The following is an 11,624-nucleotide window of genomic DNA, read 5'->3' on the forward strand; positions in this document are numbered from 1 at the left end:
AACTCGATTGAGAGAAAGTGAGCGAGAAAATGAATGCCAGAAAACCAGAAGCTGAGTTTGTGCAAACTGAGCTGGAGAATTTTGAGCTGCAATTGGCTCAAGGCAGCATCAAGAAGGCCATGCAGCAGGCCGGTGCAAAAAGCCGCGACCTTTGGCAAGTTGAGCGTGACCATATTCATGTCCTGCCGAACTTCAACGTGCGTCTGACCAACACGGAACGCTACAAGAAGAAGATTCGCTATCTAGCCGACTCGATGAAGAAGGAAGGCTACATTCAGTCGAAGGCTTTGGAAGGTTATGTAGCTGACGTTGATGGAAAGCAGATCATCTATCTAACTGACGGACACGGCAGACTGGAAGCCTACGATCTTGCAGTTAGCGAAGGTGCAGAGCTTGGACGCCTGCCCATGGTGATCGTGCCGCCTGGTACGTCACAAGAAGATTTGCAGGTCAGCCTGTACCGGCACAACGAAGGCGGTGAAAAGCTCGCACCCTATGAGCTGGCGTTGTTGTGCAAGCGCCTGTCTAAGATGGGCATGGACACCAAAGAAATTGCCGACCGGCTTGAGATCGGAGAGAAGTACACCGATGACCTGCTGGCACTTATGTCTGCTGACATAAAGCTGCGTGAGATGGTGATGAACGATCTGGTGGCCGCAGGCATTGCAATTGACATGCTTCGCAAGCACGGCATTAAAGCTGCTCAAGTGCTGCAAGCGGAGCTGGACAAGGTGCAAGGTACTGGTGGCAAGAAGCTCACCAAGAAGCACCTACCTGAACAGATTTTTAAGAAGAAGGTGACGAAGGCCGCACCGACTCTTTTCAACGTCATGCGTGATGTGAAAAGTGACCCCGGCTATGAGTACATCTCAGAGGAACTTCGGGAGCGACTGGACAAGCTGATGAGCGAGTTCGGTGATCTGTTGGCGAACGGGGACACGAAGCCAGCCGACGATGAGATGGCTGACTTAATTGATTAACTAGATGAAAGGCAACTGCAATGTCCACTTACAAAGAACTCCTGGCACAAAGACAAGCTCTGGAGGACGCAATCAACAAGGCGCGCAAAGAAGAACTGTCGAAAGCGATTTCGGATGTTCGTGCCATCGTTGCGGAGTACGGCTTGACTGCTGATGATGTGTTTGGAGGCGGTAAGGGTGGCACACGCAAGCCAACTGGAAAAGTGGCTCCCAAGTACCGCGATCCAGCAACAGGACAGACTTGGACTGGCCGTGGCAAAGCTCCTGCATGGATTGCAGGAGCTGCTGACCGCGAGGCTTTTGCCATCAAGGATTAAGCCTGACCGACAAGCCCGCGAAAGCGGGCTTTTTTGTTTGGTAGGTCTGAGACTGGTTAAGCAAGGAGAGCCATGGTGCGTGGTGACTGGGTGCTAAAAACAATGGCAGCGGTGGTCATAGCCCTGTACGTTGCGCTGCTGGCTATCCAGCCGGGTGGCGAAGGGTGGGGCTATGGCTGGAACGTCATTGGGTTTCTGCTCTATGCCGTGCCTGGTGCGTTGTTAGCTGGAGCTGTAGCAGCGTGGCGTTCCAGAAAGCTGCTTATGCGAGGTACGTGGGTGTCACGCATTGCTATTTACGGCAGCGTGGCATTCCCCTTGGTTGCAGCAATCATCGCAAGAATCAAGCTCTAACTCAGTTTTGAGAGGTATGAAATGGACGATCTGGATGATGATGACTTGAGCCTGCAGCACGCTTGGAGCATCACAGCAAGACTGGCTGCTATCGACGTTAATCGTGAAGAAGGTCTGAGTGCAGAACTCAAGGGCTTGATTGCAGAAGCACAAGGACTGCATCCGACCATGGTGCAAGTCGGCGGTAATGGTTGAATCTGGTGACGCTGCAGGACTGAGCAGATGGCATCAAGACAACACCAGAAAGAAAAAAGCCTGCTTCTCAGCAGGCGTTTTCTACTTTCACCGTAAACCCCACAAGTGGGGCGCAACAAAATAAGCAATCATGCTTATTTAGCTTCCAAGCCCCACAGGTGGGGCGCAAATGGAAGTGAAAGCAATTGAAATAGAGCAGACATTCGCTGGATAGGCAATCTGATAAGCACATAAGAGTGCCAGTCAGAGGCTCACTAAATCCGAAACACAGGCTCTAAATGCAGTCGGTACTTTGACCTTCTTGCTGGCGAAAGTTTGGAGATGACAGGCATGACTTCGGACTTTATGAAGGCAACCACATCTGCAGTTCTAAAGAAAGGCTGCGCGTTCTGGGGCACTGTTGCAAATAGTCGGTGGTGATAAACTTATCATCCCCTTTTGCTGATGGAGCTGCACATGAACCCATTCAAAGGCCGGCATTTTCAGCGTGACATCATTCTGTGGGCCGTACGCTGGTACTGCAAATACGGCATCAGTTACCGTGAGCTGCAGGAGATGCTGGCTGAACGCGGAGTGAATGTCGATCACTCCACGATTTACCGCTGGGTTCAGCGTTATGCGCCTGAAATGGAAAAACGGCTGCGCTGGTACTGGCGTAACCCTTCCGATCTTTGCCCGTGGCACATGGATGAAACCTACGTGAAGGTCAATGGCCGCTGGGCGTATCTGTACCGGGCCGTCGACAGCCGGGGCCGCACTGTCGATTTTTATCTCTCCTCCCGTCGTAACAGCAAAGCTGCATACCGGTTTCTGGGTAAAATCCTCAACAACGTGAAGAAGTGGCAGATCCCGCGATTCATCAACACGGATAAAGCGCCCGCCTATGGTCGCGCGCTTGCTCTGCTCAAACGCGAAGGCCGGTGCCCGTCTGACGTTGAACACCGACAGATTAAGTACCGGAACAACGTGATTGAATGCGATCATGGCAAACTGAAACGGATAATCGGCGCCACGCTGGGATTTAAATCCATGAAGACGGCTTACGCCACCATCAAAGGTATTGAGGTGATGCGTGCACTACGCAAAGGCCAGGCCTCAGCATTTTATTATGGTGATCCCCTGGGCGAAATGCGCCTGGTAAGCAGAGTTTTTGAAATGTAAGGCCTTTGAATAAGACAAAAGGCTGCCTCATCGCTAACTTTGCAACAGTGCCTTCTACGGCACGTTTGAAGGCGCGCTGAAAGGTCTGGTCATACATGTGATGGCGACGCACGACACCGCTCCGTGGATCGGTCGAATGCGTGTGCTGCGCAAAAACCCAGAACCACGGCCAGGAATGCCCGGCGCGCGGATACTTCCGCTCAAGGGCGTCGGGAAGCGCAACGCCGCTGCGGCCCTCGGCCTGGTCCTTCAGCCACCATGCCCGTGCACGCGACAGCTGCTCGCGCAGGCTGGGTGCCAAGCTCTCGGGTAACATCAAGGCCCGATCCTTGGAGCCCTTGCCCTCCCGCACGATGATCGTGCCGTGATCGAAATCCAGATCCTTGACCCGCAGTTGCAAACCCTCACTGATCCGCATGCCCGTTCCATACAGAAGCTGGGCGAACAAACGATGCTCGCCTTCCAGAAAACCGAGGATGCGAACCACTTCATCCGGGGTCAGCACCACCGGCAAGCGCCGCGACGGCCGAGGTCTTCCGATCTCCTGAAGCCAGGGCAGATCCGTGCACAGCACCTTGCCGTAGAAGAACAGCAAGGCCGCCAATGCCTGACGATGCGTGGAGACCGAAACCTTGCGCTCGTTCGCCAGCCAGGACAGAAATGCCTCGACTTCGCTGCTGCCCAAGGTTGCCGGGTGACGCACACCGTGGAAACGGATGAAGGCACGAACCCAGTGGACATAAGCCTGTTCGGTTCGTAAACTGTAATGCAAGTAGCGTATGCGCTCACGCAACTGGTCCAGAACCTTGACCGAACGCAGCGGTGGTAACGGCGCAGTGGCGGTTTTCATGGCTTGTTATGACTGTTTTTTTGTACAGTCTATGCCTCGGGCATCCAAGCAGCAAGCGCGTTACGCCGTGGGTCGATGTTTGATGTTATGGAGCAGCAACGATGTTACGCAGCAGGGCAGTCGCCCTAAAACAAAGTTAGGCATCACAAAGTACAGCATCGTGACCAACAGCAACGATTCCGTCACACTGCGCCTCATGACTGAGCATGACCTTGCGATGCTCTATGAGTGGCTAAATCGATCTCATATCGTCGAGTGGTGGGGCGGAGAAGAAGCACGCCCGACACTTGCTGACGTACAGGAACAGTACTTGCCAAGCGTTTTAGCGCAAGAGTCCGTCACTCCATACATTGCAATGCTGAATGGAGAGCCGATTGGGTATGCCCAGTCGTACGTTGCTCTTGGAAGCGGGGACGGTTGGTGGGAAGAAGAAACCGATCCAGGAGTACGCGGAATAGACCAGTCACTGGCGAATGCATCACAACTGGGCAAAGGCTTGGGAACCAAGCTGGTTCGAGCTCTGGTTGAGTTGCTGTTCAATGATCCCGAGGTCACCAAGATCCAAACGGACCCGTCGCCGAGCAACTTGCGAGCGATCCGATGCTACGAGAAAGCGGGGTTTGAGAGGCAAGGTACCGTAACCACCCCAGATGGTCCAGCCGTGTACATGGTTCAAACACGCCAGGCATTCGAGCGAACACGCAGTGATGCCTAACCCTTCCATCGAGGGGGACGTCCAAGGGCTGGCGCCCTTGGCCGCCCCTCATGTCAAACGTTGGGCGTCTTTTCAGTAGTGGTACTTGAGTTGAACGATCCAAAGGGCATCATCCGCCACTTTGTAAACCATTCGGTGCTCATCCGTAATTCGACGAGACCAATAACCGGCCAAAGCATGTTTTAATGGCTCTGGCTTGCCCACTCCAGAGAAAGGCTCTCGGGTGGTTTCTTTAATTAGCTTGTTAATTCGATCAACCATGCGGCGGTCTTGTTTTTGCCAGAACAGATAATCTTCCCATGCATCATCGGAAAAAATTAATCTCATTCGGCCAACTCCCGCGCCTGTCCTCGGCCCGCTTCAAGTTGCTCGATCGACTTGAAAAGCCGCTTGGCGTTGGCGGGGCTGCGCAGCAGATACGCAGTTTCTTCCAGCGCCTGGAAATCTTCCAGCGAGAGAATCACAACCGATTGGTCGCCGTTACGTGTGATGATCACCGGCTCATGATCGTTGCAAACACGATCCATGGTTCCAGCCAGGTTGGCGCGGGCGTGTGTGTAAGTGATAGCGTCCATAACATCCTCCGTACATGTACAGAAAATTGTACAACAAGAGCAACTCGAAGGCGAGGCAAAAAAACGCCCAACCCTTCAATCAAGTCGGGACGGCCAAAAGCAAGCTTTTGGCTCCCCTCGCTGGCGCTCGGCGCCCCTTATTTCAAACGTTAGGCATCACAAAGTACAGCATCGTGACCAACAGCAACGATTCCGTCACACTGCGCCTCATGACTGAGCATGACCTTGCGATGCTCTATGAGTGGCTAAATCGATCTCATATCGTCGAGTGGTGGGGCGGAGAAGAAGCACGCCCGACACTTGCTGACGTACAGGAACAGTACTTGCCAAGCGTTTTAGCGCAAGAGTCCGTCACTCCATACATTGCAATGCTGAATGGAGAGCCGATTGGGTATGCCCAGTCGTACGTTGCTCTTGGAAGCGGGGACGGTTGGTGGGAAGAAGAAACCGATCCAGGAGTACGCGGAATAGACCAGTCACTGGCGAATGCATCACAACTGGGCAAAGGCTTGGGAACCAAGCTGGTTCGAGCTCTGGTTGAGTTGCTGTTCAATGATCCCGAGGTCACCAAGATCCAAACGGACCCGTCGCCGAGCAACTTGCGAGCGATCCGATGCTACGAGAAAGCGGGGTTTGAGAGGCAAGGTACCGTAACCACCCCAGATGGTCCAGCCGTGTACATGGTTCAAACACGCCAGGCATTCGAGCGAACACGCAGTGTTGCCTAACCCTTCCATCGAGGGGGACGTCCAAGGGCTGGCGCCCTTGGCCGCCCCTCATGTCAAACGTTATGCTCTGTGAGCCGGGTTATTGGCGAAGCGAACGTATGACGATTACAGCAATAAACGCAAAGGGTGAAAAAAAATGACATGGAGAACGACCAAAACACTTTTACAGCCTCAAAATCTGGACTTCAATGAGTTTGAGATTCTTACTTCCGTAATTGAGGGCGCCCGAATTGTCGGCATTGGCGAGGGCGCTCATTTTGTCGCGGAGTTTTCACTGGCTAGAGCAAGTCTTATCCGCTATTTGGTCGAAAGGCATGATTTTAATGCGATTGGTTTGGAATGTGGGGCGATTCAGGCATCCCGGTTATCTGAATGGCTCAACTCAACAGCCGGTGCTCATGAACTTGAGCGATTTTCGGATACCCTGACCTTTTCTGTGTATGGCTCAGTGCTGATCTGGCTGAAATCATATCTCCGCGAATCAGGAAGAAAACTGCAGTTAGTCGGAATCGACTTACCCAACACCCTGAACCCAAGGGACGACCTAGCGCAATTGGCCGAAATTATCCAGCTCATCGATCACCTCATGAAACCGCACGTTGATATGCTGACTCACTTGTTGGCGTCCATTGATGGCCAGTCGGCGGTTATTTCATCGGCAAAATGGGGGGAGCTAGAAACGGCTCGGCAGGAGAAAGCTATCTCAGGGGTAACCAGATTGAAGCTCCGCTTGGCGTCGCTTGCCCCTGTCCTGAAAAAACACGTCAACAGCGATTTGTTCCGAAAAGCCTCTGATCGAATAGAGTCGATAGAGTATACGTTGGAAACCTTGCGTATAATGAAAACTTTCTTCGATGGTACCTCTCTTGAGGGAGATACTTCCGTACGTGACTCGTATATGGCGGGCGTAGTAGATGGAATGGTTCGAGCGAATCCGGATGTGAAGATAATTCTGCTGGCGCACAACAATCATTTACAAAAAACCCCAGTCTCCTTTTCAGGCGAGCTTACGGCTGTTCCCATGGGGCAGCACCTCGCAGAGAGGGTGAATTACCGTGCGATTGCATTCACCCATCTTGGACCCACCGTGCCGGAAATGCATTTCCCATCGCCCGACAGTCCTCTTGGATTCTCTGTTGTGACCACGCCTGCCGATGCAATCCGTGAGGATAGTATGGAACAGTATGTCATCGACGCCTGTGGTACGGAGAATTCATGTCTGACATTGACAGATGCCCCCATGGAAGCAAAGCGAATGCGGTCTCAAAGCGCCTCTGTAAAAACGAAATTGAGCGAGGCATTTGATGCCATCGTCTGTGTTCCAAGCGCCGGCAAGGACAGCCTAGTTGCCCTATAGGAAACCGGAAATGAAAATGAGGGAGCATAACCTGCCAATCCACCGGACGGTTTTCAACCGCCGGTGATCAGCGCGATTGGGCGTCAAGGAAAACTTAATGGCAATCCGAATCTTCGCAATACTTTTCTCCACTTTTGTTTTTGGCACGTTCGCGCATGCACAAGAAGGCATGCGCGAACGTTCTGACTGGCGGAAGTTTTTCAGCGAATTTCAAGCCAAAGGCACGATAGTTGTGGCAGACGAACGCCAAACAGATCGTGTCATATTGGTTTTTGATCAGGTGCGGTCAGAGAAACGCTACTCGCCGGCCTCGACATTCAAGATTCCACATACACTTTTTGCACTTGACGCAGGCGCTGCACGTGATGAGTTTCAAGTTTTCCGATGGGACGGCATCAAAAGAAGCTTTGCAGCTCACAACCAAGACCAAGACTTGCGATCAGCAATGCGGAATTCTACTGTCTGGATTTATGAGCTATTTGCAAAAGAGATCGGTGAAGACAAGGCTCGACGCTATTTGAAGCAAATCGACTATGGCAACGCCGATCCTTCGACAAGTAATGGCGATTACTGGATAGATGGCAATCTTGCTATCGCGGCACAAGAACAGATTGCATTTCTCAGGAAGCTCTATCATAACGAGTTGCCCTTTCGGGTAGAACATCAGCGCTTGGTCAAGGACCTCATGATTGTGGAAGCCGGTCGCAACTGGATACTGCGCGCAAAGACGGGCTGGGAAGGCCGCATGGGTTGGTGGGTAGGATGGGTTGAGTGGCCGACTGGCCCCGTATTCTTCGCACTGAATATTGATACGCCAAACAGGATGGATGACCTTTTCAAAAGGGAGGCAATAGTGCGGGCAATCCTTCGCTCTATCGAAGCGTTGCCGCCCAACCCGGCAGTCAACTCGGACGCAGCGCGATAAAGCCGCGCAGCGCCGGTTACTTCTACGTTAACCTCTGAGGAAGAATTGTGAAACTATCACTAATGGTAGCTATATCGAAGAATGGAGTTATCGGGAATGGCCCTGATATTCCATGGAGTGCCAAAGGTGAACAGCTCCTGTTTAAAGCTATTACCTATAACCAATGGCTGTTGGTTGGACGCAAGACTTTTGAATCAATGGGAGCATTACCCAACCGAAAGTATGCGGTCGTAACACGTTCAAGTTTTACATCTGACAATGAGAACGTATTGATCTTTCCATCAATTAAAGATGCTTTAACCAACCTAAAGAAAATAACGGATCATGTCATTGTTTCAGGTGGTGGGGAGATATACAAAAGCCTGATCGATCAAGTAGATACACTACATATATCTACAATAGACATCGAGCCGGAAGGTGATGTTTACTTTCCTGAAATCCCCAGCAATTTTAGGCCAGTTTTTACCCAAGACTTCGCCTCTAACATAAATTATAGTTACCAAATCTGGAAAAAGGGTTAACAAGTGGCAGCAACGGATTCGCAAACCTGTCACGCCTTTTGTACCAAAAGCCGCGCCAGGTTTGCGATCCGCTGTGCCAGGCGTTAGATGCACTAAGCACATAATTGCTCACAGCCAAACTATCAGGTCAAGTCTGCTTTTATTATTTTTAAGCGTGCATAATAAGCCCTACACAAATTGGGAGATATATCATGAAAGGCTGGCTTTTTCTTGTTATCGCAATAGTTGGCGAAGTAATCGCAACATCCGCATTAAAATCTAGCGAGGGCTTTACTAAGCTTGCCCCTTCCGCCGTTGTCATAATCGGTTATGGCATCGCATTTTATTTTCTTTCTCTGGTTCTGAAATCCATCCCTGTCGGTGTTGCTTATGCAGTCTGGTCGGGACTCGGCGTCGTCATAATTACAGCCATTGCCTGGTTGCTTCATGGGCAAAAGCTTGATGCGTGGGGCTTTGTAGGTATGGGGCTCATAATTGCTGCCTTTTTGCTCGCCCGATCCCCATCGTGGAAGTCGCTGCGGAGGCCGACGCCATGGTGACGGTGTTCGGCATTCTGAATCTCACCGAGGACTCCTTCTTCGATGAGAGCCGGCGGCTAGACCCCGCCGGCGCTGTCACCGCGGCGATCGAAATGCTGCGAGTCGGATCAGACGTCGTGGATGTCGGACCGGCCGCCAGCCATCCGGACGCGAGGCCTGTATCGCCGGCCGATGAGATCAGACGTATTGCGCCGCTCTTAGACGCCCTGTCCGATCAGATGCACCGTGTTTCAATCGACAGCTTCCAACCGGAAACCCAGCGCTATGCGCTCAAGCGCGGCGTGGGCTACCTGAACGATATCCAAGGATTTCCTGACCCTGCGCTCTATCCCGATATTGCTGAGGCGGACTGCAGGCTGGTGGTTATGCACTCAGCGCAGCGGGATGGCATCGCCACCCGCACCGGTCACCTTCGACCCGAAGACGCGCTCGACGAGATTGTGCGGTTCTTCGAGGCGCGGGTTTCCGCCTTGCGACGGAGCGGGGTCGCTGCCGACCGGCTCATCCTCGATCCGGGGATGGACCGGCGATTGGTCCATGGCGAGACGGCCGACCTTGCGCCAACCGGCTTCGGGCAACAAGTCCGCGAAGCCATGGACCAGCGCCGCGAGCACCATATCGAACAGGGCGACGCCACCCGCAGCCGGGACAGCCGCGTCTTCTACCGGCGCAACCTTCTCGCCATCCTGCGGGAGCGCGAGGTAGCCGGCGTCGGATCGGATATGGCTTTGAGTAAGGGCCTGCCGTTCCGCGCCGCCACGGACGGCGAGAGCGTCAGCGGCAAGTTTACCGGAACCGTGCATCTATCGAGCGGCAAGTTCGCCGTGGTCGAGAAATCCCATGAGTTCACCCTTGTCCCGTGGCGGCCGATCATCGACCGCCAACTCGGCCGCGAGGTTATGGGCATCGTGCAGGGCGGGTCGGTGTCGTGGCAGTTAGGGCGGCAGAGGGGGCTGGAACGCTGAGTGCGCCCATGCCGCATTGCGAAGCAAAAGATAATCGGATAAAATGTAGCAATTCATATTCGTAAGCGTGGAGTAATCAGATGGGAAATTCCAAGTCAGCAGACAAGTAAGCCGCAACAACCAGTATTGTTGTTGCGGCGCTCTGTAAGGCTAGTCTCATCTGATTGCTGACGAGCAGACGTCGCCCGGTATTCCTTAATCGAGGGTTGATTCGTCATGACCACCACACGCCCCGCGTGGGCCTATACGCTGCCGGCAGCACTGCTGCTGATGGCTCCTTTCGACATCCTCGCTTCACTGGCGATGGATATTTATCTCCCTGTCGTTCCAGCGATGCCCGGCATCCTGAACACGACGCCCGCTATGATCCAACTCACGTTGAGCCTCTATATGGTGATGCTCGGCGTGGGCCAGGTGATTTTTGGTCCGCTCTCAGACAGAATCGGGCGACGGCCAATTCTACTTGCGGGCGCAACGGCTTTCGTCATTGCGTCTCTGGGAGCAGCTTGGTCTTCAACTGCACCGGCCTTTGTCGCTTTCCGTCTACTTCAAGCAGTGGGCGCGTCGGCCATGCTGGTGGCGACGTTCGCGACGGTTCGCGACGTTTATGCCAACCGTCCTGAGGGTGTCGTCATCTACGGCCTTTTCAGTTCGATGCTGGCGTTCGTGCCTGCGCTCGGCCCTATCGCCGGAGCATTGATCGGCGAGTTCTTGGGATGGCAGGCGATATTCATTACTTTGGCTATACTGGCGATGCTCGCACTCCTAAATGCGGGTTTCAGGTGGCACGAAACCCGCCCTCTGGATCAAGTCAAGACGCGCCGATCTGTCTTGCCGATCTTCGCGAGTCCGGCTTTTTGGGTTTACACTGTCGGCTTTAGCGCCGGTATGGGCACCTACTTCGTCTTCTTCTCGACGGCTCCCAGTGTGCTCATAGGCCAAGCGGAATATTCCGAGATCGGATTCAGCTTTGCCTTCGCCACTGTCGCGCTTGTAATGATCGTGACAACCCGTTTCGCGAAGTCCTTTGTCGCCAGATGGGGCATCGCAGGATGCGTGGCGCGTGGGATGGCGTTGCTTGTTTGCGGAGCGGTCCTGTTGGGGATCGGCGAACTTTACGGCTCGCCGTCATTCCTCACCTTCATCCTACCGATGTGGGTTGTCGCGGTCGGCATTGTCTTCACGGTGTCCGTTACCGCCAACGGCGCACTTGCGCAGTTCGACGACATCGCTGGATCAGCGGTTGCGTTCTACTTCTGCATCCAAAGCCTGATAGTCAGTATCGTCGGGACATTGGCGGTGACGCTGTTAAACGGCGATACAGCGTGGCCCGTGATTTGTTACGCCACGGCAATGGCAGTGCTGGTGTCGTTGGGGCTGGCGCTCCTTCGATCCCGTGATGCTGCCACCGAGAAGTCGCCAGTCGTCTAGCCGACGACTGG

The 11,624-nt window shown here is 53.5% G+C and carries 14 protein-coding genes and 2 pseudogenes; 13 read left to right on the forward strand and 3 right to left on the reverse strand.

Annotated elements, in window-relative coordinates; genetic code table 11:
* Positions 1–17 precede the first annotated feature (17 nt).
* The 5 genes from F0Q04_RS02610 (at position 18) to F0Q04_RS02630 (ending at position 3,007) form a co-directional block, all read left to right on the forward strand.
* Positions 18–980: a hypothetical protein gene (locus tag F0Q04_RS02610; protein WP_182344327.1), complete on the forward strand. Its 963-nt coding sequence runs from the start codon at positions 18–20 to the stop codon at positions 978–980.
* Positions 981–1,000: 20 nt separating this feature from the next.
* On the forward strand, positions 1,001–1,297 hold the full coding sequence (locus tag F0Q04_RS02615) for an H-NS family nucleoid-associated regulatory protein (protein WP_182283343.1): 297 nt from the start codon (positions 1,001–1,003) through the stop codon (positions 1,295–1,297).
* A 72-nt stretch (positions 1,298–1,369) separates the two neighbouring features.
* Positions 1,370–1,651, forward strand: coding sequence for a hypothetical protein (locus F0Q04_RS02620; protein ID WP_182283342.1), 282 nt, complete (start codon positions 1,370–1,372; stop codon positions 1,649–1,651).
* Positions 1,652–1,672: 21 nt separating this feature from the next.
* The gene (locus tag F0Q04_RS02625) at positions 1,673–1,846 is read left to right on the forward strand and encodes a hypothetical protein (protein WP_182283341.1); all 174 of its coding nucleotides are present in this window, start codon (positions 1,673–1,675) and stop codon (positions 1,844–1,846) included.
* 456 nt (positions 1,847–2,302) lie between these two features.
* Positions 2,303–3,007, forward strand: a complete 705-nt coding sequence (locus F0Q04_RS02630; protein ID WP_001067855.1) for an IS6-like element IS26 family transposase — start codon at positions 2,303–2,305, stop codon at positions 3,005–3,007.
* A gap of 52 nt (positions 3,008–3,059) precedes the next feature.
* On the opposite strand, the pseudogene intI1 reads toward F0Q04_RS02630, so the two are convergent.
* Positions 3,060–3,857: pseudogene (intI1, locus tag F0Q04_RS02635) on the reverse strand (class 1 integron integrase IntI1); the annotation flags it as partial.
* A 160-nt stretch (positions 3,858–4,017) separates the two neighbouring features.
* On the opposite strand from intI1, the gene F0Q04_RS02640 reads away from it, so the two are divergent.
* Positions 4,018–4,572 carry an aminoglycoside N-acetyltransferase AAC(6')-Ib4 gene (locus F0Q04_RS02640; protein WP_003159191.1) on the forward strand — a complete coding sequence of 185 codons (555 nt, stop codon included), beginning with the start codon at positions 4,018–4,020 and terminating at the stop codon, positions 4,570–4,572.
* A gap of 72 nt (positions 4,573–4,644) precedes the next feature.
* On the opposite strand, the gene F0Q04_RS02645 is transcribed toward F0Q04_RS02640, so the two are convergent.
* Together F0Q04_RS02645 and F0Q04_RS02650 are read right to left on the reverse strand one after the other, a co-directional pair.
* Entirely contained in the window at positions 4,645–4,899 is a 255-nt protein-coding gene (locus F0Q04_RS02645; RefSeq protein ID WP_032492620.1) for a Txe/YoeB family addiction module toxin, read from the reverse strand.
* Positions 4,896–5,147 (reverse strand): type II toxin-antitoxin system Phd/YefM family antitoxin, encoded by a 252-nt coding sequence (locus tag F0Q04_RS02650; RefSeq protein WP_032492621.1) that lies wholly within the window; start codon positions 5,145–5,147, stop codon positions 4,896–4,898. Before F0Q04_RS02650 ends, F0Q04_RS02645 begins: the two co-directional genes overlap by 4 nt.
* Before the next feature lie 173 nt (positions 5,148–5,320).
* Between F0Q04_RS02650 and F0Q04_RS02655 the strand changes: the two genes are divergently transcribed.
* From F0Q04_RS02655 to floR, 7 genes and pseudogenes are all read left to right on the forward strand, one after another.
* On the forward strand, positions 5,321–5,875 hold the full coding sequence (locus F0Q04_RS02655; protein ID WP_014454105.1) for an aminoglycoside N-acetyltransferase AAC(6')-Ib': 555 nt from the start codon (positions 5,321–5,323) through the stop codon (positions 5,873–5,875).
* Between the two features lie 104 nt (positions 5,876–5,979).
* A pseudogene (gene ere(A) / locus F0Q04_RS02660) lies at positions 5,980–7,232 on the forward strand (EreA family erythromycin esterase).
* 97 nt (positions 7,233–7,329) lie between these two features.
* Positions 7,330–8,157 (forward strand): OXA-2 family oxacillin-hydrolyzing class D beta-lactamase OXA-21, encoded by an 828-nt coding sequence (locus tag F0Q04_RS02665; RefSeq protein WP_014386432.1) that lies wholly within the window; start codon positions 7,330–7,332, stop codon positions 8,155–8,157.
* A gap of 47 nt (positions 8,158–8,204) precedes the next feature.
* Positions 8,205–8,678, forward strand: a complete 474-nt coding sequence (gene dfrA1 / locus F0Q04_RS02670) for a trimethoprim-resistant dihydrofolate reductase DfrA1 (RefSeq protein WP_071846295.1) — start codon at positions 8,205–8,207, stop codon at positions 8,676–8,678.
* Positions 8,679–8,869: 191 nt separating this feature from the next.
* Entirely contained in the window at positions 8,870–9,217 is a 348-nt protein-coding gene (locus tag F0Q04_RS02675) for a quaternary ammonium compound efflux SMR transporter QacE delta 1 (protein WP_000679427.1), read from the forward strand.
* Entirely contained in the window at positions 9,211–10,182 is a 972-nt protein-coding gene (gene folP, locus F0Q04_RS02680; protein WP_054065446.1) for a dihydropteroate synthase, read from the forward strand. Before F0Q04_RS02675 ends, folP begins: the two co-directional genes overlap by 7 nt.
* Positions 10,183–10,398: 216 nt before the next feature.
* Positions 10,399–11,613 carry a chloramphenicol/florfenicol efflux MFS transporter FloR gene (gene floR / locus F0Q04_RS02685; RefSeq protein WP_182344330.1) on the forward strand — a complete coding sequence of 405 codons (1,215 nt, stop codon included), beginning with the start codon at positions 10,399–10,401 and terminating at the stop codon, positions 11,611–11,613.
* Positions 11,614–11,624 lie beyond the last annotated feature (11 nt).

Origin of the sequence: Comamonas koreensis, from assembly GCF_014076495.1 — a bacterium.
Taxonomy (GTDB): Bacteria; Pseudomonadota; Gammaproteobacteria; order Burkholderiales; family Burkholderiaceae_C; genus Comamonas; species Comamonas squillarum.

Excerpts from the sequence above, each read along its gene's own strand:
- F0Q04_RS02620 (WP_182283342.1), top strand. The coding sequence starts at position 1,370 with ATGGTGCGTGGTGACTGGGTGCTAAAAACAATGGCAGCGGTGGTCATA.
- F0Q04_RS02625 (WP_182283341.1), top strand. The coding sequence starts at position 1,673 with ATGGACGATCTGGATGATGATGACTTGAGCCTGCAGCACGCTTGGAGC.
- F0Q04_RS02630 (WP_001067855.1), top strand. The coding sequence starts at position 2,303 with ATGAACCCATTCAAAGGCCGGCATTTTCAGCGTGACATCATTCTGTGG.
- F0Q04_RS02615 (WP_182283343.1), top strand. The coding sequence starts at position 1,001 with ATGTCCACTTACAAAGAACTCCTGGCACAAAGACAAGCTCTGGAGGAC.
- floR (WP_182344330.1), top strand. The coding sequence starts at position 10,399 with ATGACCACCACACGCCCCGCGTGGGCCTATACGCTGCCGGCAGCACTG.
- F0Q04_RS02645 (WP_032492620.1), bottom strand. The coding sequence starts at position 4,899 with ATGAGATTAATTTTTTCCGATGATGCATGGGAAGATTATCTGTTCTGG.
- F0Q04_RS02675 (WP_000679427.1), top strand. The coding sequence starts at position 8,870 with ATGAAAGGCTGGCTTTTTCTTGTTATCGCAATAGTTGGCGAAGTAATC.
- F0Q04_RS02650 (WP_032492621.1), bottom strand. The coding sequence starts at position 5,147 with ATGGACGCTATCACTTACACACACGCCCGCGCCAACCTGGCTGGAACC.
- folP (WP_054065446.1), top strand. The coding sequence starts at position 9,211 with ATGGTGACGGTGTTCGGCATTCTGAATCTCACCGAGGACTCCTTCTTC.
- F0Q04_RS02665 (WP_014386432.1), top strand. The coding sequence starts at position 7,330 with ATGGCAATCCGAATCTTCGCAATACTTTTCTCCACTTTTGTTTTTGGC.